This is a genomic window from Nonomuraea sp. PA05, assembly GCF_008086045.1.
Classification (GTDB): domain Bacteria; phylum Actinomycetota; class Actinomycetes; order Streptosporangiales; family Streptosporangiaceae; genus Nonomuraea; species Nonomuraea monospora.
In genome coordinates this window covers 84,426-107,736 of record NZ_VSEY01000028.1, presented here as the reverse complement: position 1 = coordinate 107,736, position 23,311 = coordinate 84,426, and the positions used below count along the sequence as shown (strand labels likewise).

At 71.5% G+C, this 23,311-nt stretch carries 23 protein-coding genes; 15 read left to right on the top strand and 8 right to left on the bottom strand.

What is annotated here, in order from left to right; translation table 11 throughout:
- Positions 1-167 precede the first annotated feature (167 nt).
- From FXF51_RS37490 to FXF51_RS37470, 4 genes are all read left to right on the top strand, one after another.
- On the top strand, positions 168-2,342 hold the full coding sequence (locus FXF51_RS37490) for a hypothetical protein (protein WP_148439453.1): 2,175 nt from the start codon (positions 168-170) through the stop codon (positions 2,340-2,342).
- 319 nt (positions 2,343-2,661) lie between these two features.
- The gene (locus FXF51_RS37485) at positions 2,662-2,922 is read left to right on the top strand and encodes a WhiB family transcriptional regulator (protein WP_020546325.1); all 261 of its coding nucleotides are present in this window, start codon (positions 2,662-2,664) and stop codon (positions 2,920-2,922) included.
- Between the two features lie 113 nt (positions 2,923-3,035).
- A complete protein-coding gene (locus tag FXF51_RS63000; RefSeq protein ID WP_262380081.1) occupies positions 3,036-6,296 on the top strand; it encodes a glycosyltransferase family 2 protein in 3,261 nt (1,086 codons plus the stop codon).
- A complete protein-coding gene (locus tag FXF51_RS37470; protein WP_148439452.1) occupies positions 6,296-7,603 on the top strand; it encodes a DUF5719 family protein in 1,308 nt (435 codons plus the stop codon). Before FXF51_RS63000 ends, FXF51_RS37470 begins: the two co-directional genes overlap by 1 nt.
- A gap of 207 nt (positions 7,604-7,810) precedes the next feature.
- Here FXF51_RS37470 and FXF51_RS37465 read toward each other — a convergent pair whose 3' ends face one another.
- The gene (locus tag FXF51_RS37465) at positions 7,811-8,161 is read right to left on the bottom strand and encodes a hypothetical protein (protein WP_148439451.1); all 351 of its coding nucleotides are present in this window, start codon (positions 8,159-8,161) and stop codon (positions 7,811-7,813) included.
- 127 nt (positions 8,162-8,288) lie between these two features.
- Between FXF51_RS37465 and FXF51_RS37460 the strand changes: the two genes are divergently transcribed.
- Complete coding sequence (locus FXF51_RS37460; RefSeq protein ID WP_148439450.1) at positions 8,289-9,503, top strand: helix-turn-helix domain-containing protein; 1,215 nt, start codon at positions 8,289-8,291, stop codon at positions 9,501-9,503.
- A gap of 243 nt (positions 9,504-9,746) precedes the next feature.
- Here the strand turns inward: FXF51_RS37460 and FXF51_RS37455 are convergent, their stop codons facing one another.
- Positions 9,747-10,364, bottom strand: a complete 618-nt coding sequence (locus tag FXF51_RS37455; protein WP_148439449.1) for a TetR/AcrR family transcriptional regulator — start codon at positions 10,362-10,364, stop codon at positions 9,747-9,749.
- Between the two features lie 44 nt (positions 10,365-10,408).
- Positions 10,409-11,236: a class I SAM-dependent methyltransferase gene (locus FXF51_RS37450; RefSeq protein WP_148439448.1), complete on the bottom strand. Its 828-nt coding sequence runs from the start codon at positions 11,234-11,236 to the stop codon at positions 10,409-10,411.
- Between the two features lie 92 nt (positions 11,237-11,328).
- Between FXF51_RS37450 and FXF51_RS37445 the strand changes: the two genes are divergently transcribed.
- Positions 11,329-11,796 carry a hypothetical protein gene (locus FXF51_RS37445; protein WP_148439447.1) on the top strand — a complete coding sequence of 156 codons (468 nt, stop codon included), beginning with the start codon at positions 11,329-11,331 and terminating at the stop codon, positions 11,794-11,796.
- Between the two features lie 137 nt (positions 11,797-11,933).
- Entirely contained in the window at positions 11,934-12,164 is a 231-nt protein-coding gene (locus FXF51_RS37440; RefSeq protein WP_148439446.1) for a hypothetical protein, read from the top strand.
- A 51-nt stretch (positions 12,165-12,215) separates the two neighbouring features.
- Here FXF51_RS37440 and FXF51_RS37435 read toward each other — a convergent pair whose 3' ends face one another.
- Positions 12,216-12,599, bottom strand: a complete 384-nt coding sequence (locus FXF51_RS37435) for a VOC family protein (RefSeq protein WP_148439445.1) — start codon at positions 12,597-12,599, stop codon at positions 12,216-12,218.
- A 79-nt stretch (positions 12,600-12,678) separates the two neighbouring features.
- Positions 12,679-13,038: a metallopeptidase family protein gene (locus FXF51_RS37430; RefSeq protein ID WP_316247656.1), complete on the bottom strand. Its 360-nt coding sequence runs from the start codon at positions 13,036-13,038 to the stop codon at positions 12,679-12,681.
- Between the two features lie 353 nt (positions 13,039-13,391).
- On the opposite strand from FXF51_RS37430, the gene FXF51_RS37425 reads away from it, so the two are divergent.
- From FXF51_RS37425 to FXF51_RS37405, 5 genes are read left to right on the top strand one after another with little or no spacing between them, the layout of a single operon-like run.
- Positions 13,392-13,760 carry a DUF3499 domain-containing protein gene (locus tag FXF51_RS37425; RefSeq protein WP_080042876.1) on the top strand — a complete coding sequence of 123 codons (369 nt, stop codon included), beginning with the start codon at positions 13,392-13,394 and terminating at the stop codon, positions 13,758-13,760.
- A 44-nt stretch (positions 13,761-13,804) separates the two neighbouring features.
- Positions 13,805-15,154, top strand: a complete 1,350-nt coding sequence (locus FXF51_RS37420; RefSeq protein ID WP_148439443.1) for a phosphomannomutase/phosphoglucomutase — start codon at positions 13,805-13,807, stop codon at positions 15,152-15,154.
- Positions 15,151-15,318 carry a Trm112 family protein gene (locus FXF51_RS37415; RefSeq protein ID WP_080042874.1) on the top strand — a complete coding sequence of 56 codons (168 nt, stop codon included), beginning with the start codon at positions 15,151-15,153 and terminating at the stop codon, positions 15,316-15,318. The genes FXF51_RS37420 and FXF51_RS37415 overlap by 4 nt, the downstream gene beginning before the upstream one ends.
- The gene (locus FXF51_RS37410; RefSeq protein ID WP_148439442.1) at positions 15,315-16,421 is read left to right on the top strand and encodes an SIS domain-containing protein; all 1,107 of its coding nucleotides are present in this window, start codon (positions 15,315-15,317) and stop codon (positions 16,419-16,421) included. The genes FXF51_RS37415 and FXF51_RS37410 overlap by 4 nt, the downstream gene beginning before the upstream one ends.
- Before the next feature lie 50 nt (positions 16,422-16,471).
- Positions 16,472-17,404 (top strand): cation diffusion facilitator family transporter, encoded by a 933-nt coding sequence (locus FXF51_RS37405; protein ID WP_148439441.1) that lies wholly within the window; start codon positions 16,472-16,474, stop codon positions 17,402-17,404.
- A gap of 84 nt (positions 17,405-17,488) precedes the next feature.
- Here FXF51_RS37405 and FXF51_RS37400 read toward each other — a convergent pair whose 3' ends face one another.
- Entirely contained in the window at positions 17,489-17,833 is a 345-nt protein-coding gene (locus FXF51_RS37400; protein WP_148439440.1) for a MerR family transcriptional regulator, read from the bottom strand.
- 103 nt (positions 17,834-17,936) lie between these two features.
- On the opposite strand from FXF51_RS37400, the gene ahcY reads away from it, so the two are divergent.
- Positions 17,937-19,364, top strand: a complete 1,428-nt coding sequence (gene ahcY, locus FXF51_RS37395) for an adenosylhomocysteinase (RefSeq protein ID WP_148439439.1) — start codon at positions 17,937-17,939, stop codon at positions 19,362-19,364.
- 187 nt (positions 19,365-19,551) lie between these two features.
- Positions 19,552-20,787, top strand: coding sequence for an adenosylhomocysteinase (locus FXF51_RS37390; protein WP_148439438.1), 1,236 nt, complete (start codon positions 19,552-19,554; stop codon positions 20,785-20,787).
- Here the strand turns inward: FXF51_RS37390 and FXF51_RS37385 are convergent.
- Positions 20,784-21,764: a helix-turn-helix transcriptional regulator gene (locus FXF51_RS37385; protein ID WP_148439437.1), complete on the bottom strand. Its 981-nt coding sequence runs from the start codon at positions 21,762-21,764 to the stop codon at positions 20,784-20,786. The two genes, FXF51_RS37390 and FXF51_RS37385, sit on opposite strands and share 4 nt — an antisense overlap.
- A gap of 52 nt (positions 21,765-21,816) precedes the next feature.
- On the opposite strand from FXF51_RS37385, the gene FXF51_RS37380 reads away from it, so the two are divergent.
- Positions 21,817-22,962, top strand: coding sequence for an epoxide hydrolase family protein (locus FXF51_RS37380; RefSeq protein WP_148439436.1), 1,146 nt, complete (start codon positions 21,817-21,819; stop codon positions 22,960-22,962).
- A gap of 17 nt (positions 22,963-22,979) precedes the next feature.
- Here the strand turns inward: FXF51_RS37380 and FXF51_RS37375 are convergent, their stop codons facing one another.
- Positions 22,980-23,258 (bottom strand): helix-hairpin-helix domain-containing protein, encoded by a 279-nt coding sequence (locus tag FXF51_RS37375; RefSeq protein WP_148439435.1) that lies wholly within the window; start codon positions 23,256-23,258, stop codon positions 22,980-22,982.
- Positions 23,259-23,311: the final 53 nt, after the last annotated feature.

Sequence of the window (23,311 nt, the reverse complement as noted above, 5' to 3'; positions counted from 1 at the left end):
CATCGGGCTCTGACAAGCCCGTCTCCGGACCGGTTTTCCGGTTTTCGTCAGCCGTGTACTGCCAGGTATTGGGCGATTTGATATGGAAGAGGTTCCTGGGACTCCCCGCAGGTGAGTCAGTGATGTGGCAAACTCCCTTCGGGCTAAAGGGTCCGATGGGGGTACTTGTGAGCAAATTTGACGTTGCCCGGCTCAGAGAGCCGGCCGCCTGGATCATGCTCGTCGCTGGCTTGCTGAACGTGGTGCTGGCGATCGGGCACATATTGATCGGCTCGTCCGGCTCGTCCTTCACGGAGCGTGCCGCCTCGAACTTCTCCGATCTGACCAGCCCGGTCGTGACGGCGTTGATGCTCGGTGCCGTGTTGCTGGTCACCAAAGTGGGCGAGCCGTCCGCCAAGGCCAAGCCCATCGCGTACGGCGCTGCGGCGGGGCTGCTGCTCGCGGCGGTGTTCGGCATGCTGGCGCTGCTGAGCGGGCTGTTCGCCGGCGCCGGGGCGCGCGTCACCATCGAGTACGTGCTGCTCGGCGTGCCCACCCTGGCGTTGACCGCCCTCGCGCTGGTCTATCTGCTGCCGCAGGTGCTGCCCGAGCGGCCCGCCGCCCAGGTGTACCACGGGCAGTTCGGGCCGCAGCCCGGGTTCTTCGAGCAGCAGCAGTACAACCCCCAGGGGCAGCCGCAGGCGGGGCCTGGTTACGGGCAGCCCGGCTTCCCTCAGGATCAGCCCTACGCCGCTCACGGGCAGCAGGCGCCGGCCGGGCAGCAACCCGGCTTCGGCGGGCCTCAGGACCCGCAGGCGGCCGGGGCGTACGGTCAGCAGCCCCCGTCCGGTCAGCAGCCCGGTTACGGCCCGCAGCCTCCCTCCGGCCAGCAGCCCCCGCCCGGCCAGTCGCCGTCCGGCCAGTCCCCGTCCGGCCAGGTCCCGTCCGGCCTGCAGTCTCCTGGTCAGCAGGATCCGCAGGCGGCGCCCGGTTACGGCCAGCAGCCCCCGTCCGGCCAGCAGCCTCCGCCCGGCCAGCCCGGCTACGGCCAGCAGCCCGCCTCGGGCTACAACCAGCAGCCGCCCTCGATGCCCGGTTACGGTCAGCAGCCCCCCTCGACCCCCGGCTACGACCAGCAGCCGCTCTCCGCCCCCGGCTACGGCCAGCAGCCGCCCAGCTACGGCGGCCAGCCCGAGCCCCAGGCCGCGGCGTACACCCCGCAGCCGGCGCCCCAGATCAGGGGCGCGCTGCCCGCCGCCCCCTCCGACCAGCAGCCGCAGCCCGAGCCTTACGCCCCCGAGAGTTTCGGCCAGTACGTCCCCGCCGACACGGCCCCCTCGACCCCGTCGGAGTACAACACTCCGCCCGCCGGCGAGTACACCCCCGCCCCTTACGTCCCGGCCGACAGCCAGCCGAACCTGTACGGCCAGCCCAGCCCGAACCCGTACGCGCCCCCCGCGAACGACCCGTTCCCCACGCCCGCGGAGCAGCCCGCCCCCTACGCCGCCGCGGACCAGCAGGCCAATCCGTACGCCCCTGCCGACCCGTACGCCCCTGCCGACCAGCAGCCCAACCCCTACGCGCCCCCGGCCGAGCCGGCCTACCCGTCGGGTGAGACGGCGCCGAACGTGCCGTACCCGCCGCAGGCCGCCGAGCAGCCACAGCCGTTCGGCCAGCAACAGCCCTACTTCGGGCAGAGCGCGTTCGACCAGCAGCAGCAACAGGGCGGGCAGCCGTTCACGGGGTACTCGGGCCACGAGTACGCCACGCCTCCCGCGTACCAGGAGCCCGACCCGCCGGTGGACCCGCGCTCGCAGCAGCTCATGGACGCCTACCAGCAGGCGGAGACGTACCAGTCGAACGTCGGCACCCAGCCCGAGCTGCGCGTCCCCGATTACGGCGCCCAGCAGAGCAGGCAGTACGACGACCCGTTCGGCCACCCGCAGCAGGCCCAGCAGGCCGCCGCCCCGCCGCACGCGCCCCAGCACGCCCAGCCGCAGCACGTCCAGCCCCAGCAGCCCCAGCACGGCGGCTACGAGCAGCCGGGCGGGTACGAGCAGCCGGGCCAGCCGCAGTACGGCGGCGAGCAGCCGGGTCAACCGCAGTACGGCGGCGGCGAGCAGCCGGGTCAGGTCCAGTACGGCGGCGGGTACGAGCCGCAGCAGGGCCAGTACCAGCCCACCCACCAGGCCCCCCAGCAGCAACAGCAGCAGGGCGGCTGGCCGGACGCGCAGGGTGGCGAGTCGACGATGCGGATCGACCCCGCGTCGCTGGGGGGCAACTTCGGTGGCGACCAGCGCCGTCCGGGAGACGACCCGATCGACCCGACCGCCATATACACCCCCAATGAGCCACGCAGGTAACGGACCGGCAATGAACGGCTAGAGAGAAGGTGGGCCACGGGCGGGTGTCTGTCTCGCCCTGGTACGGTTCCGACCGCTGAGAGCTTGAAAACGGGCCAGGCCGGCGCCCCGCTTGCGGGGTGCCGGTCCGGTGCGAACATCACATGCCGAGCACACCGGGGCGAGATCTGGTCTTTCCCCGGATAGCTGCATGCCGCTTGACGCCACGTGCGGCACACGCGTGTAATTACAACCATGTTGTTACGCCTTCCCGTGGGTGGGTAATAAGGAAGGCGTCCATGGGGGGCTCCATTGCGGGCGGGCGGCAGGGAGGTGTGCAGTGACCGATCCGGTCATCGCACAGGATCAGCTTGACGCTGAAGAACTCGGCTGGCAGGAGCGTGCGTTGTGCGCTCAGACGGATCCGGAGGCGTTCTTCCCGGAGAAGGGCGGCTCCACCCGAGAGGCCAAGAAGGTCTGCCGATCGTGCGAGGTCCGTGCAGAGTGCCTGGAATACGCACTCGAGCACGATGAGCGGTTCGGCATCTGGGGTGGGCTGTCCGAGCGGGAGCGCAGACGGATCAAGCGCCAGGCGGTGTAGCTATAGGGGGGAAGGGGTCACGCGGAAAGCCGTGTGACCCTTTTCGCATCTCCTGAACCGCTTGCACCTGTATGGTGGGGCCGCCTGATCTTCCCCCCAGGAGTCACCTGCCCATGTCGTCCCGTCCCTACGTGACCGCGATCGTCGTCGCTCATGACGGCGCGCGCTGGCTAGGGGAGACACTGCGCGCGCTGATCAACCAGAGCCGCAGGCCGGACCGCGTCGCGGGCGTCGACAACGGCAGCAGGGACGGCTCGGCCGACCTGCTGGGACAGACGCTCGGCCCCGGCAACCTGATCTCCCTGCCCCGTTCCACCGGTTTCGGCGAGTCGGTCGCCAAGGCGCTCGACCGGATGCCGTCCGCCGGGCGCGAGGAGTGGATCTGGCTGCTCCACGACGACTGCGCCCCCGACAGGCGCGCGCTGGAGATGCTGCTGAGCGCGGCCGAGCAGGATCCCAAGGCCGCCGTGCTCGGCCCCAAGCTGCGCGACTGGATCGACCGCAGGCGGCTGCTGGAGATCGGCGTCACCGTCGGGCGCACGGGGCGCAGGGACACGGGGCTGGAGCCGCGCGAGTTCGACCAGGGGCAGCACGACGGGACGCGGGAGGTCCTGTCGGTGTCCACGGCCGGGATGCTGATCCGGCGGGACGTGTGGGAGAAGGCGGGCGGGCTCGATCCGTTCCTCCCGCTGTTCAGGGACGACCTCGACCTGTGCTGGCGGGTGCGGTACGCCGGGCACAAGGTGGTGAACGTGACCTCCGCCGTCGCCTGGCACGCCGAGGCGGCGGCCCGCAGGCGGCGGCGCATCGCGGTCAGCGGCGACCATCCGCGCCGCCTCGACCGGCGCAACGCGATCTTCGTGGTGATGGCGAACCTGCCGTTCATGGCCATGTGGTGGGCGCTGCTCAGGAACGTGCTCGGCTCGTTCTTCCGTACGCTGCTGTTCATCGTCAGCAAGCAGCCCGCGAACGCGCTGGACGAGGTCGTGGCCATGGGCTCGGTGCTGGTGCACCCGTTCAGGCTGCTGCGGGCGCGGCGGGCCCGCCGTCACGGCCGCAAGAAGGGATATATCCGCATAAAGCGGTTTATGACCCCTCGGGGTGCGGCCTACCGGCGCGTCACCGACATGGTGCAGAGCTTCCTCGCCGGCGAGGCCCCGGTCGACGCGGCCGGACAGCACCACCACCACGTGGCCCACGGAGAGGAACAGGACGCCGTCCCGCCGTCCGACACCGGCGCCTTCCAGCGCTTCATCGGCAGGCCGGGCGTCATCCTCATGTTCGCGCTGACCGTCGTCTCCCTCGTGGCCGAACGGTCGGTGCTGGGCGGCGAACGGCTCGGCGGGGGCGCACTCGTCCCCGTGACGGGCGGCGCCGCCGACCTGTGGGCGTTCTACCTGGAAAGCTTCCACGACGTCGGCCTCGGCTCGACCGCGCCCGCGCCGCCGTACGTGGCCGTGCTCGCCGCCCTGTCCACGCTCGCCCTCGGCAAGACGTGGCTCGCCGTCTCCGTGCTCCTGCTGGGATCCGTGCCGCTGGCCGGCGCCACCGCCTACCTGGCCACCCGGCACCTCATCCCATCCGTGCCCGCCCGGGCCTGGGCCGCGGGGACGTACGCGCTGCTGCCGGTCGCCACGGGGGCCATCTCCTCGGGGCGGCTGGGGACGGCCGTGGTCTTCGTGCTGCTGCCCGTGTACGCGTGGTTGCTCGGGATCATCCTGCTGGCGCCGGATCGGCGGAGGGCTCGGCGGGCGGCCTGGGCGTTGGGGCTGTGGCTGGCTGTCGGGACGGCGTTCGTGCCGGTGGTCTATCCGCTGTTCGCGGTGCTGGGGGTTGTGGGGGCGGTTTGTCTGGGGGGTGTGGTCGGCGGTCTTCGGGGTCAGGGCGCGGACGATGCCGCAGAGGCGCGCGGCGGCAGTGGGGTCGGCGGGGCCGCCGGGCCTGACGCCGTCACCGGCGCAGCCGCCGGTCCTGGCGCCGCGTTCGGGCCGGCCGCTGGACCGGGCGCCGCGTTCGGGCCGGCCGCCGGTCCTGGCGGTGCCTTCGTCCCTGCCTCCGCCAGTGGCGCGGGCACCGTCACCTTGCCTGCGCACGGCGGCGGGCCGGTGGCGGTCGATGACGGTGGCAGTCGTCGTGGGCGAGGCGGCGGCAGGCGAGGACGAGGGCGCGGCGGCCCCCCGGCCGTCGGAACCCCGAGCGGCGGCCCCTCGGCCGCCGGGACCCCAGGCGGCGGCATCTCGGCCGTCGGGACCCCAGGCACCGGGAGCGGCGGGGCGCGAGGCGGCCGGGCCAAGGGCGGCGTGCGCGTCCGGGTGAGCCGCGAAGTCCTGATCTCCATGCTGATCACCCTCGCCGTCCCCCCGATCCTCCTGCTCCCCTGGACCTTCGCCCTCCTCACGAACCCCGGCAGGATCCTCCTGGAAGCGGGCCTCAACGACCCGTCCCTCGTGACCCCGTCCCTCGCCCCGGAGAGCCTCCTGTCCCTCAGCCCAGGCGGCCCCGGCCTCCCCCCGTTCTGGGTGACGGCGGGCCTGGTGGCGGCGGCGCTGGCCGCACTGCTCATGCGCCGCCAGCGCCTGATCGTCGCGATCGGCTGGGCGGTGGCCCTGTACGGGATCCTGGCGGCCATCCTGGTCAGCCGCATCACCGTCGAAGGGACGAAGGTGTGGCCGGGGGTGCCGCTGGCGTTCGCGGGCACCGGGCTGGTGGTCCTGGTGGGCCTGACCGCCCACCGCCTCGCCGAGCTGCGCGCCGGAGGCGGCATGCGGCGGCTGGGCGCGACGGCCATGGTGGTGGTGGCGTTCAGCACGCCGCTGCTGGCCGCCGGTCACTGGGTGGCGACCGGGGTGCGGGGGCCGCTCGTGGGTGACGCGCGCGACGTGATGCCCGCCCTCGCCGCCGCCCGTACGACGCAGGGGGAGCGCACCCTGGTGATCAAGGGGCCGGGGTTCACGGTGCTGCACGGGCGTACCCCGCTCATCGGAGAGGCGGAGCTGCCCGTCGCGTCGCAGACCCGCGACCGCGTCACCGCCGCCGTGCAGGGCCTGGTCGGCGGCCGGGGCGGCGACGCCGCCACGCTGGCCGCCCAGGGCATCGCGATGGTCGCCGTGGCGCCCCCGGTCACGCCCGAGCTGGCCAGAACCCTCGACTCCCAGCCCTCCCTGGAACGCATGAGCCTGTCGGACACGGGCGGCGGCCTGTGGCGCCTGGCCGAGCCGGTCACTCGCGTCCCCGTGCAGCCGGTGAGCGTCCCGCACGCGGTGTGGTTGTGGGTGCAGGGCGCGTTGCTGCTGGTGGTCGCCCTCCTGGCGTCACCTGGCCGCCGCCGTACCGAGCCCGCCGAGGCACCGGCCGTCGCGCTGGCGGGTGCGTGATGAAGAGGTTCGTGGACAACAGGTTCGGCCTGATGGTGCTGGTCGTCGTCTCCCTGGCCGCCATGTACGGCATCGCGTACGTCACCAGGCCCGCCGTCACCCCGCCCACCCCGGCGGGCCCGCGCAAGGTGGCCGTGGAGTCGGTCACGGCGGTGTGCCCGGGGACGAAGGGCGAGCAGGTCAACGTGTACCTGCCCGGCACCCTCAACGGCGAGACCATGGAGAGCGGGAAACCGTACGTCACCAAGGGGCCGGGCGGCCTGGAGGCCGGCTACCTCACTCGCGCCACCGCCGGCGCGGCGCGCGGCCTGGCGGGCGTCCGCTGCACGGAGCCCGCCCCGCAGACGTGGCTGGTGGGCCCCGGCCCGGCCAACGCCGACGTCCGCCTCCACCTCACCAACGCCGACAAGGCGCCCGCGCTGGCGGACGTTCAGGTGTACGCGGCGGAGGGCCGCATCTCCAGCGACGCGGGCCTCGGCCTGGAGATCGCGCCGGGCGAGCACAAGGAGATCGACCTCAGGACCTTGGCCCCGTCCGCCGACATCATGGCCGTCAGCGTCACCACCACCTACGGCCGCGTCGCCGTCGCCGCCAAGGCGACCCTGGAGACGGGCGGCGTGGACTGGCTCCCCCCGGCCGCCCTCCCCGCCACCCGCGTGGTCGTCCCCGGCATCCCCGGAGGCGGCGGCCTGCGCCGGCTCCTCGTCGCGACCCCGGGCGACACGGACGCCGTCGTCGAGATCAAAGCGGTCAGCCAGGACGCCCAGTACGCGATGAAGGGCAGGGAGACGCTCGACGTACCGGCGGGCAGCGTCACCGCCCTGGACGTCACCACAGGAGTGGCGGGCTCCGCCGCCGCCCTCGTCCTCACCTCACAGACCCCCATCGTCGCCGGCGTCATCGCCACCGGCACCGGCGAACGCTCCGACGTCGCCTTCACCGCCGGCACCCCGTCCCTCGCCCTCGGCAGCGCCGTCGCCCGCAACGCCACCGGCTCCCAACTCCTCCTCACCGCCCTCGGCACCCAGCCCGGCAAGCTCCGCGTGCAGGTGGTGCCGGGGAAGGGGGCGGCGGAGACGCCGTACGAGGTGGAGATCCCGGCGGGACGGACCAGGGCCGTGAAACTGAAGGCCAGGGGGGATTTCGCGGTGGTGGTGACGCCGGTGGCGGGGGAGGTCTACGGGAGCAGGCTGGTGGAGGAACGCCAGCGGACAGGTGTTCTCCTGACCACACAGCCGTTGGCTCCGGCTCGGATGTTCACGATGTTGCCGCCTTTGACGGACACGTACGAGGTGGTCCTGCCTTGAGCGAGGGGGCTCCGGGGGGAACTGCAAGGTCCTCCCCGGAGACGCGCTTCGCGCGACGGGGCTCGGGCAGCGCCCTGTGGGGGCACGCCCCCACACCCCCGGGCGAGGGGCCTGCCGGCCCCTCGCGCTCCCCGGACGCGAGCCCGTGTACCAGGGCCGGCTCAAGGTGACGATGGATCGACCAGCTCAGTTCGCGTCCGAAGCCGATCACCGGAAGGGCGCGGTCGGATCTCCTTGATACGAGCACGCGACATGGATTCTCGGATGTGGCGGCACGACCCCGAGGGCCCACCCTCCGGCCGCGTCCGGATTCGCCCGTGTGATGTTCCTCGTGGCGTAGGTGGGCGGGGTCGTGGTCGGATCAGCGTCCCCCGGCCATACTCCCCACCCGTTCCCCCACCAGGCGACCCGCCACAACTGCTCCTCGACCTTCGACGCCGGATCGTCCTCCCAGTCGTCGCAGGCCTCGGCCCGCTGCCACCACCATCTCCGGCGGCTCGGCTTGTAGAAGAACTCCTGCTCGCCGCCGTGCCGACGTCGCGCGCTGTGACGGAACATGTCCTGAGCATCGCAGACGGTAGCGGCCCGCGGATGACGCTTACGTCCGAGACGCCAGAAATCACGGCCGAGCCGCCTAACGTGGGAGGGCACGAGGACCGTCGACCGACATCGGGGAAGCCAGCGCATGAGCGACCTCAACACCCCACCCGGCGAGGAAACGATCGGACGGCGCATCGCCCAAGCGCGCAGACTGCGCGGCCTGACGCAGCAGCAACTGGCGGACCGGGTGCCCTGCTCGAAGAGCCTGGTCTCTCAGGTGGAGGCGGGACACAAGCCGGCCACCCAGGCACTGATCACCGCTGCCGCGCGCGCACTCCGGGTCGAGGTGGGCCACCTCACGGGGCAGCCGTACCGCGATGCCGACGAGCGGAGGGCGCGCGTGCATCGGCGGATTCCCGAGTTGCGCCGCGCGCTCCTGGCCTGGGATCTGCCTGACGAGGAGCTTCCCGCGCCGCCGGCCGAGCGGTTGCGGGCGGATGTGCGGCGGGCCTCGGCGCTGGGCAGGGACGCCCGTTACATCCAGCTCGGTGACATGCTGCCCGGACTGCTGGAGGAGCTGACCCGGGCCGTGCACGCGGCCGAGGGCGGCCGGCGTGAGGAGTTGTTCGCGATGCTGGCGGAGGCTTACACCGGGGTCACCGCCATCGCCTACACGCTCGGCTACTTCGACCTGCGGAGCCTTGCCATGGACAGGGTCGGCTGGGCTGCCACGGAATCGCAGGACCCGCTGCGCGTGGCCCGTACGCAGTGGCAGCGGTCGACGTTGTTCCTCGCGGCCGCCGCCCACGACAGGGGCCTGCTGTTGCTGGAGCGCATCCGTCACGGCATGGGGGACCATCTCGACCGGCTCACCGGCCCTGAGCTCAGCGTCTACGGTGCGACCCACCTGCGGTCCGCCGTGTTCGCGGCACGTGCGAACGACCGGCAGGGCGCGTTCGAGCACATCGAGCACGCGCGCAGGGCGGCACGCCTGCTTGGCGGGGACGCCAACCACTACGGGCTCGAGTTCGGGCCGTCCAACGTGGTGATGCACGAGGTCGCGGTGGCGGTCGAGATGGGTGACGGCGCGGGGGCCGTCGAGCGGGCGCGCCGTGCGGTCCTTCCGCCCACGGTCGCGCCTGTGCGGCTCGGGCACTTCCAGATCGATCTGGCCAGAGGCTGGCTTTATCACGGTGATCGCCGCAGGGCCCTTGAGGCGCTCTACACCGCCCGTCGGATCGCGCCTCAGCAGACGCGCAACCATCCCATGGTGCGCGAGACGGTCCGCATGCTGAACCAGCTCGAACGACGGCCGTCCCGGCTGCTGACCCGGTTCGCGGCCTGGCTGGACATGCCGTAGCGACTGCCGTAACGACTGCCGCAGCGAGTGCCGGGGCGGCGCCTCGGCGGCGGAGTTTCACGCGAGTGTGACACCTCGGCGCGGGTCTCAGGCGGGACGTTGTCCGACGTGTGCATCGAGTGCGCGCCACTCGCGGGACGGCCCGGTGCCGTCTTCCCCGCCGTCCGGCACACAGGCGCGGGCCGGGTTCCCTGCCCTTCCCGGCCCGCGCCCGCACCGCTCCCAGCCCCGCCCGAGGTTGGCTCAGGCCGGCCCGATGCCATCCAGCACAGTGCTCACCAGGTCGTCAACGAACTCCACGCGCACATCCGAAGCACCGGAGGCGCCATACAACAGCGCAGCCAGCACCGTCTCATGACAAACCCCCACGATCATCGCCACAGCCGCATCGACCTTCGCACCGGGGGAGAGCCGCCCCAACTCCACCTCACCCCGCAGATACTCACGAAGCTGATCCCGCCAGTCCTCCCCGGAGACCCCGCTGGCGTTGAACGCGTCGAGCACCTTCGGCTGCCCGATCAGCCCCGCGAACGCCGGCAGCACAGCCTTGTGAAACGCGATCCCGTACAGGAAATGCGCCCGCAGATTCGCGCGGACGGAGCCGTCGCCCGGCCGGGGCAGCTCGCCCAGGGCCTGCCCCACCGTCCGGAGGTGCGCCCGCACGGCGAGCGCCAGCAGTTCCTCCTTGTCGGCGAAGTGGTTGTAGAGCACGCCGTCGGCCACCCCGGCCTCGCGGGCGATGGCGCGGACGGTCAGACCGGTGGTGCCGCGTTCGGCGATGAGGCGTTCGGCCGTGGCGACCAGGTGTTCGCGCAGGCTGAGGTCGGTCCCGTGGAGTGCCGGCGCTTTTCTCGGTGACACCAGGACACCGTATCGGGGACGTAGGCCGCTGATGCCGCGAAAGGTCAGCGTTCGGCGCGTACCAGCCAGGCGGTGTTCCTGAGTCGCACGGCGGTGCCGTCCTCGAAGTCGCGGAACGCGGCCTCCAGGGCCGTGCGGACCGGTGCCGGGTCGGCGCCGCCGAGGTGGAAGTGGATCGGGCCCCAGCCGCTGAAGAACTCGGCCGCGTCCGAGGCGTTCCTGCCCATCTCGGCCACGGCCTCCGTGTGAGTCACGGTGATGTGGCCGAAGCCCGCCCGCGTGAGCACCTCGCGGATGCGGTCGGGGTCGGCGAGGGAGAGCGGGCCGGAACGGTCCGGGGTGGACGCGGATCGCCAGCCCGGTAGGAGGCCGGCGATCGCGGCGAGGACTTTGCCGAGGTCTGTGCCGTGCGGGTCCTGCATGGACACGAAGGCGAGGCGGCCACCGGGCCGGAGGGCCCTGGCGACGTTGGCGAAGGCGGCGACCGGGTCGCTGAAGAACATCACGGCGAACCGGCTGACCGCCACGTCGAACGAGGACTCGGGGAAGGGGTGGACCTGGACGTCGCCCTGCTCGAAGGTGACGTTCGTGACGCCCTGCGCGGCGGCGGTCGTACGGGCCCGCGCCAGCATCGGGCCCGACAGGTCCACTCCCACGGCGTGCTGGGCGTGGCGGGCGGCGAGCCGGGTGATCTGGCCGTTGCCGCAGCCGAGGTCGAGCACGCGATCACGCTCGCCGATGCCCGCGGCGTCCAGCAGGGGCTGGTTGAAACCGCTGTTCGTGGCGTCGTAGCGGTCGTGATGGTCGGCCCAGTGCCGGCCCTCGTAGCCGTTCCATGCCTCTGCCTGCCCGGTGTTGACGATCGACTCCATCGGTGCTTCCTCTCGTATGAACGCACGTTCATGAACCTATGTTCATAATGAGGAACAGGCGGGGCCGCGTCAACCGCACTAAGCTTTTGATCATGTCGATGCGGTTGAACCTCGCGAAGATCGAGGATGCGCTGCTGGCGTCCGTGCGGGCCGACCCCGCCGCCCTGATCGGCGCCGTCTTCCTCGACGACGGGCGGGCGCGGCAGGGGTTCTCCCGCGAGGCCGACATGTTCGTCGACGACTATCGGACGCTGATCGCCGTCGCGGAGGGCAGGGCCGAGGCCGAGCACGGCACCGTGCGGTGGAAGAAGTGTTACCCGTGGCTGGCCACGGCCACCGGCGAGAGCGGCGAGAACGACGTGGCCGGATCCGTGCTCGGCTACGGGCCGGCCTTCGTGCTCGATCCGGCCGGGGTCACGGCGGTGGCGCAGGGGCTGGTGGGCGAGGGGTGGGGGGTCGGAAAGGTCGGAACCGGCCGCTTCGAGGGCTTCGAGGCGCTCGTGCCGTTCTATGTGGAGGCGGCCCGCCAGGGCAGGGCGATCGTGGGTGGAGTGAGCTGATCGCTCAGGGTCTCGCGTCACCTGTGCGGTCAGAGATCCACCGCGACAGGGATAACCCAACGTAACCAGTTGTTCCTTGTGTGGCGCCGACTTGGTGACGGAGGGTGATAGTCCGCATACATGTCGAGGAGGTTCTCGTGCAGACTTTCCGCCTTGGGATCGCCGCCGCCACGACCGGGCTGGTGCTGCTGGGCCCGGCCGCCGCCGCCCATGCCGTGGTCGATCCGTCGAAGGTCGCGGTTCTGGAGTCGGTGCAGAAGATGGATCCGGTGGTGATGGCCAACTGCACGACCGGCACGGCCGCCGACCCTGCCGCCGCCGTGGTCGTTCCGCCTGAAGTTCCGCTCGTGTCCTGTCTGTCCCTCTGATCCGCCTCAGAGGCCCGGCTCGGTCAGCTCAGCGCCCGCCACCCGAGCCGGTCACTCGACGATCTCCAGCCCGTTGCCGTCCGGGTCCCGCAGGCTGAACATCGGCGGCACCCCCGGCCACAGCAGCAGCTCGCCCACCTGCACCCCGCGCTCCACCAGCTCCTTGTGCAAGGCCGTCGCGTCCCCGACGCTCAGCCGGATCCCCGTCTCCACCCCCGTCTTGGCGTCCGGGCCGGCCGGGACGAGGGCGATCGTGGTCGCGGCCCCCGCCGGCGCCACCTCGATCCACCGCCCGCCGAGCTGCTCCACCGGGGCGTCCAGCCGTTTGTCCAGGCCGAGGACGTCCACGTAGAAGGCGACGGCACGGTCCTGATCCGTGACCGGGACGCCAACGGTCCTGATGCCGGTTATCGCGGTGCTCACTTGCTCGCCCATCTCGGGCCTCCTGTCGTCGAGTCTCGTGGGTTGGACCCGCGAGGCCCGCGAAACTCATCGGCAGGGGCGGAGCAGGACGTCAGCGGCGGTCGTCGTAGCCGGGGTCGACGGTCTCCGGGGTCAGCCCCAGGAGCGTGGCCACCTGCTCGACGACGGTGTCGTGGACCATCGCCCCCAGCGTGTCCCTGTCTCTGGCCCTGGCCTCCAGCGGCCGGCGGTACACCACGATGGAGGCGGGCGTCTGGCCGGTGGCGGCGTCGGCGCGGCCGAAGGGGATCGGGTCGGAGTTGAGGCGGGGGCCGTCACCCAGCTCGCTCAGCGGCGGCACGTCCTCCACCGCGAACTCCACCGCCGACAACTGCCTCTCCCAGCGCGGCCTGAGGCGGTCGACCGCGTCGAGCACCAGGTCGTCGAATCGTTCGCTGCGGGACTTGGCCATGGGGACGTGGGAGGGGGCGAGCGGGCCGCGGAGACCGCGACCGTGGCGATCGCGCCGTCGGGGACCGCGCTTTGGAGTCACGGATGCAAGTGTACGGGGCCGCCCGCGCGGTCCCCGGAAACGTCGCCGGATAGATCGGGAGCGCCGCCGGGGGATCGGGAAGATCGTGGCGGGGCGCAGGATTGGGCAGGTCATGAGGTGGGGAAGCCGGGGAGGGCGATGCGGGGCCGGCCGGAGGAGGGTTCGGGGCATGTGGGTGGAAACGCTGCGACAGGTGTCCGAATTGTGGCGACACGCTCGTTAAGAGCGCTCAGGTAGTGGCGCCTCGCACTCTTACCAGATACGGTCCCTCCGTGAGCCCCGTCCGCCGCTGTTCCCGCACCGCCTGCAGCCAGCCTGCCGTCTTCACGCTCACGTACGTATACGCCGACTCGACCGCTGTTCTCGGCCCTCTGGCGACGTACGCGGAGCCACACTGTTATGACCTGTGCGCCGAACACGCCGAGCGGCTGACCGCCCCCCGTGGCTGGGAGGTGGTGCGGCTGCCGACGGACGGCGCCTCGCCCAGCTCCGACGATCTCGAAGCGCTGGCCAACGCGGTCAGGGAGGCCGCGCGGCCCACGTCGTCCGGTGGGGGTGAGCCGGTCGGTCAGGGCGTCGAGGTGAGCAGGCGCGGGCACCTGCGCGTTCTGAGATCGGCCCAGCAGCACCGCGACCGGTAGGCTCGTCCTGTACGGCGGAAACGACCTAGGGGCGGAGCTGGAGAGTGGGCGACCTCGCCAAGATCTTCAAAGCGTACGACGTTCGCGGGGTGGTGCCCGACGAGCTGGACGAGCCGACCGCCGAGGCCGTTGGGGCGGCGTTCGTCGAGGTGACCGGGGCCGGTTCCGTGGTGGTCGCGCATGACATGCGCGAGTCGTCCCCGTTGCTGGCCGAGGCGTTCATCCGGGGCGCCCGCTCGCGCCGTGCCGACGTGGTGCACGCCGGGCTGGGCTCGACCGACCTGCTCTACTACGCCAGCGGCAGCCTGGGGCTGCCCGGGGTGATGTTCACCGCCAGCCACAACCCCGCCCGCTACAACGGCATGAAGATGTGCCGGGCCGGCGCGGTGCCGATCGGCGGCGACACGGGGCTGACGGAGATCCGCGACAGGGCCGCTGAGCTGGTCGGGGCGGCGGCCGAGCCGGGCGGCTCACTGATCGAGAAGGACCTGCTCAACGGCTACGCCGACCACCTGCGCGGGCTGGTCGACCTGAGCGGCATCAGGCCGCTCAAGGTGGTCGTGGACGCGGGCAACGGCATGGGCGGCCACACCGTCCCCGCCGTGTTCGACGGCCTGCCCATCGAGCTGACCGCCCTCTACTTCGAGCTCGACGGCAGCTTCCCCAACCACGAGGCCAACCCGCTGGAGCCGGGCAACCTCGTCGACCTGCAGCGCGCGGTGGTCGACAGCGGTGCCGACCTGGGGCTCGCCTTCGACGGCGACGCCGACCGGTGCTGGGTGATCGACGAGCGTGGCGAGTCGGTCTCGCCGTCGGTGATCACGGCCCTGGTCGCGGTGCGCGAGCTGGCCAAGTACCCCGGTGCGACGATCATCCACAACCTGATCACGTCGCTGGGCGTGCCCGAGATCGTCCGCGAGCACGGCGGCGTGCCGGTGCGCACGCGGGTGGGGCACTCCTTCATCAAGGCCGAGATGGCCAAGTCGGGCGCGGTGTTCGGCGGCGAGCACTCGGCCCACTACTACTTCAGGGACTTCTGGTTCGCCGACTCGGGGATGCTGGCCGCCATGCACGTGCTGGCCGCACTGGGCGAGCAGGATCGGCCGCTGTCGCAGGTCGTCGGCGCCTACTCGCGCTACCACGCCTCCGGCGAGGTCAACAGCGAGGTGTCCGACCAGGCGGAGGCGCTGCGGCGGGTGCGCGAGGCGTTCGCCGGGCGCGGGGAGTTCGACGAGCTCGACGGGCTGACCGTGACCGGGCCCGACTGGTGGTTCAACCTTCGGCCCTCCAACACCGAGCCGCTGCTCAGGCTGAACGCCGAGGCGGCCGACGAGAGCAAGATGACGGCGATCAGGGACGAGGTCCTCGCCATTGTGGGAAAGGTGTCTGCGTGAAGATCGACGACTGGCTGCTGGAGATCCTGGCCTGCCCGGCGTGCAAGGCCCCGCTGCGGGCCGAGAACGAGGCGGAGGAGCTGGTCTGCACCGGCTGCGGCCTGATCTACCCGGTCCGGGATGACATTCCCGTCCTGCTCGTCGATGAGGCCAGGAAGCCGTGACCTGGGAGCCGGAGCGGCTTGACGACCAGCGGCACCTCGGCGAGGGCGATCCTGGCGGCATGCTCCCGGCCGTCGCGGCCTCCGCGGCGCACGTACGCACCGGCTACCGCAACGCCGTCGAGGCCCGCGTCGAGCGCCTGGCCGGCGGCGGGCGGCCGCGCGCCATCGTGGTCGCGGGCATGGGCGGCTCCGGCATCGCCGGCGACATCCTGGCGGCGGTCGTCGGCAGCGGCGCGCCGCTGCCGATCGTGACCGTCCGCTCCTACCAGCTCCCCGGCTGGGTGGGCGCCACGGACCTGGTCATCGCGGTCTCCGGCTCGGGCGACACGGAGGAGACGCTGTCGCTGGCCACGCAGGCGGTGCGGCGCGGCTGCACGCTGCTCGGCGTCGGCGCCCCCGGCACCCCGCTGGAGGCCATCGCCACGCAGGCGTCGGCCGTCTACGTGCCGGTGCCGATCACCGGCCAGTCCAGGGCCAACCTGTGGCTGCTGAGCATCCCCCCGATCGTGGCGGCGGCGGCGCTGCGGCTGGTGTCCGCGGACGCCGACCTGTTCGAGCGGGTGGCCAGGTCGCTGGAGGACATGGCGCACCGGTGCCGCCCGTCGAGCGAGTCGTTCATCAACCCGGGCAAGTCGCTGGCGATGGACCTGGCCGAGAGCGTGCCGATGATCTGGGGGTCGTCGCCGGCGGCGTCCGTGGCGGCGTACCGGCTGGTCTGCCAGCTCGGCGCGAACGCCAAGTACCCCGCCGTCCACGGCGAGCTGCCCGAGGCCGACCACCACCAGGTGGCGGCGTTCGACGGGCCGTGGGCCGAGCGCGACATCTTCGCCGACACCGCGAGCCGCACGCTGCGGCTCGTCGTCCTGCGCGACGTGGAGGAGCACCCGCAGGTGACGCGGCGGCGTGAGGCGTCGTTGCGGCTGGCCCGCGAGCGCGACGTGCCGGTCACCGAGCTGGCAGCCGAGGGAGTGCATCCGCTGGAGCGGATCGCGAGCCTGATCGGGCTCGGCGACTACGCGAGCACCTATCTGGCGCTGGGTTATGACATCGATCCGACCCCGGTGTCAGCGATCACTGAGGTCAAGGCAAGAATTTCCCCATAGGATCGCCTTTCAGGCCTTTGCAGGTGATCTTTTATGACTGGAGAAGTTCGGTGAGCGCGAGCGGCGGAACCAAAGCAATCGTTGCGGCCTTGACCGCGAACTTGGCAATTGCCGTGGCAAAGTTCGTGGCCGCGGCATTCACCGGGTCCTCCTCGATGCTGGCGGAAGGCATCCACTCGGTCGCCGACTCGGGCAACCAGGTGTTGCTGCTGGTGGGCGGCAAGCGGGCGGCCCGGGCCAGCACGAAGGAGCACCCGTTCGGGTACGGCCGCGAACGTTACTTCTACGCCTTCGTGGTGGCCGTCGTGCTGTTCACGATCGGCGCCGCGTTCTCGCTTTACGAGGGCGTCCACAAGATCCAGGAAGGGCACCCGGTCGAGCAGCCCGCCTGGGCGTTCGGGGTGCTGATCTTCGCGATCATCGCCGAGTCGTTCTCGTTCCGCACGGCGATCAAGGAATCCAACGCGGTCCGCGGCAATCAGTCGTGGTGGGCGTTCATCCGGCGCTCCAAGTCGCCCGAGCTGCCCGTCATCCTGCTGGAGGACCTGGGCGCGCTGCTCGGCCTGATCTTCGCGCTGTTCGGCGTGACGATGGCCGTCGTCACCGGCAACGGCGTCTGGGACGGCATCGGCACCCTGATGATCGGCGTGCTGCTGGCCGTGATCGCGATCGTGCTGGCCATCGAGACCAAGTCGCTGCTCGTGGGCGAGGGCGCCTCGCCCGACGTGGAGAACCAGATCAGGGCCGCGCTCGAAGGGGCGCCCGAGGTCGCGCGGGTCATCCACATGCGGACGCTGCACCTGGGCCCTGAGGAGCTGCTGGTGGCCGCGAAGATCGCGGTGGAGCACAACGACACGGCGGCCGAGGTCGCGCACGGCATCGACGAGGCCGAGCGCCGGATCCGCGAGGCCGTGCCGATCGCGCGGGTGATCTACCTGGAGCCCGACCTGGACCGTCTCAGGAGCACCTCCACCTCCGGCTGACAAGCCCGCGGAGAACGAAGCGCGGCTGAGCAGCCGCGAGAAGCGAGCCGTGGGCGGGCGGTGGCACGGTCGCCGCCGCCCACGTCAGCGGTTCCCGTTCGAAGTGCGCAGGAGGCGCAGCGCCTTCTCCTTCTCGAAGTCGAGCGCCCGCCGAGGCACCTGGATCCGTCCGATGCGAACCCCGAGATCCCGCACGGCCGCCGCCACAGACGGCTCACTCAGCACCCGCAACGCGAACGCCAGCTCAGCGGGAGACACGTCGAACCGCTTCTCCAGCTCCACCCCCTGAGCCACCGCGGCCAGCTCGTCAGGCCCGAAGCGCCGGTGCGCCCCCTGCTCCCGGACGGGCGGCAGCAGCCCGAGTGCCTCCCGGTATCGGAGCATTCGCGGGGACATGCCGAGCCGCTTGGCCGCTTCAGTGATGCGCATTCTTACATTCTTACGTCAGGTTCGCCCTCTGCGAGGTGCATCCCCGTACAACCGCCGCCTAGACTCGTCGGCGACAACCATCAGTGACGCGAGGGGAAACCCGATGGACTTCAAGGTCGCAGACCTTTCACTTGCCGACTTCGGCCGTAAGGAAATCCGGCTCGCCGAGCACGAGATGCCCGGCCTCATGGCGGTCCGCAAGGAATACGCGGCCTCCCAGCCCCTCCGCGGCGCGAAGATCATGGGCTCCCTGCACATGACGATCCAGACCGCCGTCCTCATCGAGACGCTGGTCGCCCTGGGCGCCGAGGTGCGCTGGGTGAGCTGCAACATCTTCTCCACCCAGGACCACGCCGCCGCCGCGGTCGTCGTCGGCCCCAACGGCACCGTGGACGACCCGCAGGGCGTGCCGGTGTTCGCCTGGAAGGGCGAGACGCTGGAGGAGTACTGGTGGTGCACCGAGCAGGCCCTCACCTGGCCTGACGGCGACGCCCCCAACATGATCCTCGACGACGGCGGCGACGCCACGCTCCTCGTGCACAAGGGCGCCGAGTACGAGAAGGCCGGCGCCGTCCCCGCCGCCACGGCCGACGACCCGGAGGAGTGGCACGTCATCATCGACCTGCTCACCCGCACGGTCGGCGCCGACAAGCGGTGGACCAGGATCGCCGAGAGCATCAAGGGCGTCACCGAGGAGACCACGACCGGCGTGCACCGTCTCTACGAGATGCACAAGAACGGCCAGCTCCTCTTCCCGGCGATCAACGTCAACGACTCGGTCACCAAGTCGAAGTTCGACAACAAGTACGGCTGCCGCCACTCCGTCATCGACGGCCTCAACCGCGCCACCGACGTGCTGATCGGCGGCAAGGTGGCCGTGGTCGCCGGCTACGGCGACGTCGGCAAGGGCTGCGCCGACGCGCTGCGCGGCCAGGGCGCCCGCGTCATCGTCACCGAGATCGACCCCATCTGCGCGCTCCAGGCGGCCATGGACGGCTTCCAGGTCACGACGCTGGACGAGGTCGTCGGCATCGCCGACATCTTCGTCACCTGCACGGGCAACTTCAACATCATCACCGCCGCGCACATGGCGAAGATGAAGCACCAGGCGATCGTCTCCAACATCGGCCACTTCGACAACGAGATCGACATGGCCGGCCTCGCCAAGCTGCCCGGCATCGTCAAGAACAACATCAAGCCGCAGGTCGACGAGTGGGTCTTCGCTGACGGCCACTCGATCATCGTCCTCGCCGAGGGCCGCCTGATGAACCTGGGCTGCGCCACGGGCCACCCCAGCTTCGTCATGTCCAACTCGTTCACCAACCAGGTGATCGCGCAGATCGAGCTGTTCGCCAAGACCTCCGAGTACCCGATCGGCGTCTACACGCTGCCCAAGCACCTGGACGAGAAGGTCGCCCGCCTGCACCTCGACGCCCTGGGCGTCAAGCTCACCGAGCTGTCCAAGGAGCAGGCCGCCTACATCGGCGTCCACGTCGAGGGCCCCTACAAGTCCGACCACTACCGTTACTAGTAAGAAAGAAGCTCCGGGGGGTGGTACATCGCCTCCCGGAGCTTTCCGTTTTTGATTCTTTACGGCGGGCCAGCACCCCCGCACGCGCCGACGTCACCTCCGCCTGTCATGGCCGGTCGTGAAGGCCAACGGGCCGGGCGCCGTGACGAGCGTGACCTTGGCCGTCTTCTTCGGTTTAAGGTTGGCCATGGACCTCAGTGAAAGCGGTGAGCGGCAGATCTCCTGGGCCGCCCGCTCGATGCCGGTGCTCACGGCGATCGGTGAGCGGTTCGCGGTGGAGCGGCCGCTCGACGGGCTGAGGATCGCGGCCTGCTTGCACGTCACCGCCGAGACCGCCGTGTTGCTGGGGGCGTTGAAGGCGGGCGGGGCGGAGATCGCGCTGGCCGCGTCCAATCCGCTGTCCACGCAGGATGACGTCGCCGAGGCGCTCCGGGGGTATGGGATCGCGGTGCACGCCCGTGCCGGCGTTGATCGGGCGACCTACTACCGGCACATTCATCAGGCGCTGGACCTTGGGCCTGAGCTGGTGCTGGACGACGGGTGCGACCTGGTGAACATCTTGCACACCGAGCGCACCGACCTGCTCGACGGGGTCACGGGTGGGTGTGAGGAGACCACGACCGGGATCATTCGATTGCGGCAGATGGCGGCGGAGCAGGCGCTGCGGTTTCCCGTCGTGGCCGTGAACGACACCCGGACCAAGCGCATGTTCGACAACCGGTACGGGACCGGGCAGTCGACGCTGGACGGGATCATGCGGGCCACCAACACCATGCTCGCCGGGCGGACCGTGGTCGTGGCCGGGTTCGGGTTCTGCGGCCGGGGGGTGGCCGAGCGGGCCAAGGGGTTCGGCGCGCGGGTGATCGTGACCGAGATCGACGCCGTGAAGGCGCTGGACGCGACCCTTCAGGGGTATGAGGTGCGGCCGATGGCGCAGGCGGCGCTGCTGGGCGACCTGTTCGTCACCGTGACGGGCAACCGCGACGTGATCAGGGCCGAGCACCTGTCGGTGATGCGGGACGGCGCGATCCTGGCCAACGCGGGGCACTTCGACGTGGAGATCGACGTGCGCGCCCTGGACGAGCTGGCCCACGAGGTGCACAGGGCGGTGCGGCCCAACACCGACGAGTACGTCATGCCGGACGGGCGGCGGCTCCTGCTGCTGGCCGAGGGGCGGCTGGTGAACCTCACCGCCGCTGAGGGGCATCCGGCGGCCGTCATGGACATGTCGTTCTCCGCCCAGGCGCTCGCGGTGGCGTGGCTCGCCGGCGAGCGGGCCAACCTGGCGCCCGGCGTCTACGACGTGCCCGAGGAGATCGACCACGAGGTGGCCAGGCTCAAGCTGGCCGCCGCCGGGATCGGCATCGACCTGCTGACGGCCGAGCAGGAGGACTACCTGCACTCCTGGCGCGTGGGCTCCTAGAGCCTCTTCGCAGGGTCGTCGGCCGGGCGGATGGCGGCGGCGAGGCGGGCGCTGAGATCGCGGAGGTGGCGGACGAGCTCGGGTGGCTCGTGCACCTCGAACGGCACGCCGAGCTGGGCGACCCACACGGCCAGCTCGTCCAGGGAGTTCGAGCCCGTGCTGAGGACGCAGGCGTCGTCGCCGGCGGGCTCGACCAGCGCGATCGTCGGCGGCATCCGGGCGGCGACCACGCCGGCGGGCGCGTGCACGGTGAACCGGCCGCGATAGCGGTAGGGGTTGACGGAGATCCGCTCCGAGACGTAGCGGACGAGGTCGTCGGCGGGCGGCCGGCGGGGCGTGAAGCGGGGCCCGTTGGGGGTCCGCAGGCGCAGCCGGTCGACGCGGAAGGTGCGCCAGCCGGCCCGGCCGGTGTCCCAGGCCACCAGGTACCAGCGGCGGCCCGAGTTGACCAGCCGGTACGGCTCGGCGGTGCGGGCGTCCTCGGCGCCGTCGTGGGAGCGGTAGTCGAAGCGCAGGCTTTCCCGGTCGCGCACGGCCGCGGCGATCGCGGTGAGCACGCCCGGCTCCACGGCCTCGGCCACGGACCCGGCCAGCGGGACCGTGACCGATCGCAGGGTGCCGACGCGGTGCCGGAGCCGGGACGGGAGGACCTGTTCGAGCTTGGTGAGGGCGCGCAGTGAGGTCTCCTCGATGCCTGTCACGCCGGAGACGGCGGCGGTGCCGAGGCCGATGGCGACCGCGACGGCCTCGTCGTCGTCGAGCAGCAGCGGCGGCAGCCCGGTGCCGGCGCCGAGCCGGTAGCCGGGCGCCCCCGCGGTGGCGTGCACGGTGTAACCGAGCTCGCGCAGCCGGTCGATGTCGCGGCGGATCGTCCGGGGTGAGACTCCGAGCCGTTCGGCCAGCTCGGTGCCCGGCCAGTCCCGGGGGGACTGCAACAGCGAGAGCAGTTGCAGCAGTCGCGCGGAAGTCTCCAACATGACGCTCATGCTAGGACCGATCCCGTCCTAGGTAGTCCCTAGCCTTGCTGACATGAACGAAGACACGAACATTCGTCCCTTCCGCATCGAGATCCCGCAGGCGCAACTCGACGACCTGCACGCCCGGCTGGCGGCGACCCGCTGGCCGGACGAGCTGCCGGGAGTGGGCTGGTCCTACGGGGTCCCCACCGGTTATGCGAAGCAGCTCGCCGAGTACTGGCGCACCGGCTTCGACTGGCGGGCCGCGGAGGCCAGGCTGAACGCCTTCCCGCAGTTCACGACCCCCATCGATGGCCAGAACATCCACTTCGTGCACGCCCGCTCGCCCGAGCCCGACGCGCTGCCGCTGATCATCACGCACGGCTGGCCCGGCTCCGTCGCCGAGTTCCTGAACGTCATCGGCCCGCTCACCGACCCGGCGGCACACGGCGGCGACCCCTCGGACGCCTTCCACGTCGTCGCCCCGTCGATCCCGGGGTTCGGCTTCTCCGGTCCCACCACCGAGACCGGCTGGGACCTGGAGCGGGTCGCGCGGGCCTGGGCACAGCTCATGGACCGGCTCGGCTACCGGCGCTACGGCGCCCAGGGCGGCGACAGCGGCGCGGTCATCTCGCCGATGCTCGGCCGCACCGCCCCGAAGCACGTGGTCGGCGTGCACGTCAACGGCGCGCTCGGGTTCCCCACCGGCGACCCGGCGGAGTTCGACTCGCTCACCCCCGCCGAGCTGGCCCGCCTCGGCCAGTACCAGGACCAGGACACGGCCGGCTACGCGATCATCCAGGCCACCCGGCCGCAGACCCTCGCGTTCGGGCTGCACGACTCGCCCGCGGGGCAGCTCGCGTGGATCGCCGAGAAGTTCAAGGAGTGGACCGACCCGGCCCGCGACCTGCCCGAGGACGCGGTGGACCGGGACGAGTTGCTGACCGACGTGAGCATCTACTGGTTCACCGGGACGGCGGCCTCGGCCGCCCGCCTGTACAAGGAAGGGCAGAAGGGCTGGGGTGGGGCGGCCGAGTACTCGGCGGTGCCGCACGGCGTCGCCGTCTTCCCCGGCGACGGCGGAGTCCGCCGGATCGCCGAGCGCGAGCACAACGTCGTGCACTGGTCGGAGTTCGACCGGGGCGGCCACTTCGCCGCGATGGAGGCGCCCGATCTGCTCGTCGACGACATCAGGACCTTCTTCCGCCCCCTGCGCTGAGCCCTGCTCAGGCCTGCTCAGGCCCGCTCGCCCGCCAGGAGCCGTTTGCGCTCAGGGGTGTAGTGCCACCACGGCAGCGCCGGCCCGCCCTCCGCCTGGCGTACGGCGGACATGAGGGTGTCGAGCAGGCACGGGTCCTCGGGCTCGCCGCGGGCGGCCGACATGCGCTCGTACAGGTCGAGCGGGTCCTGGCCCGCGAGCTGGTCGACGCGGGTGATGCCGAGGCGTTCGAAGCGGGCGGCCACGACGCGGCCGACGTTGAGCAGGTCGGTGAGGTTCGAGAGGCTCGTCTCCATGTGCGCGACGGTATGCGGGGCGGCGCCGTCGCGGCTTGCAGAAATCGGACGTC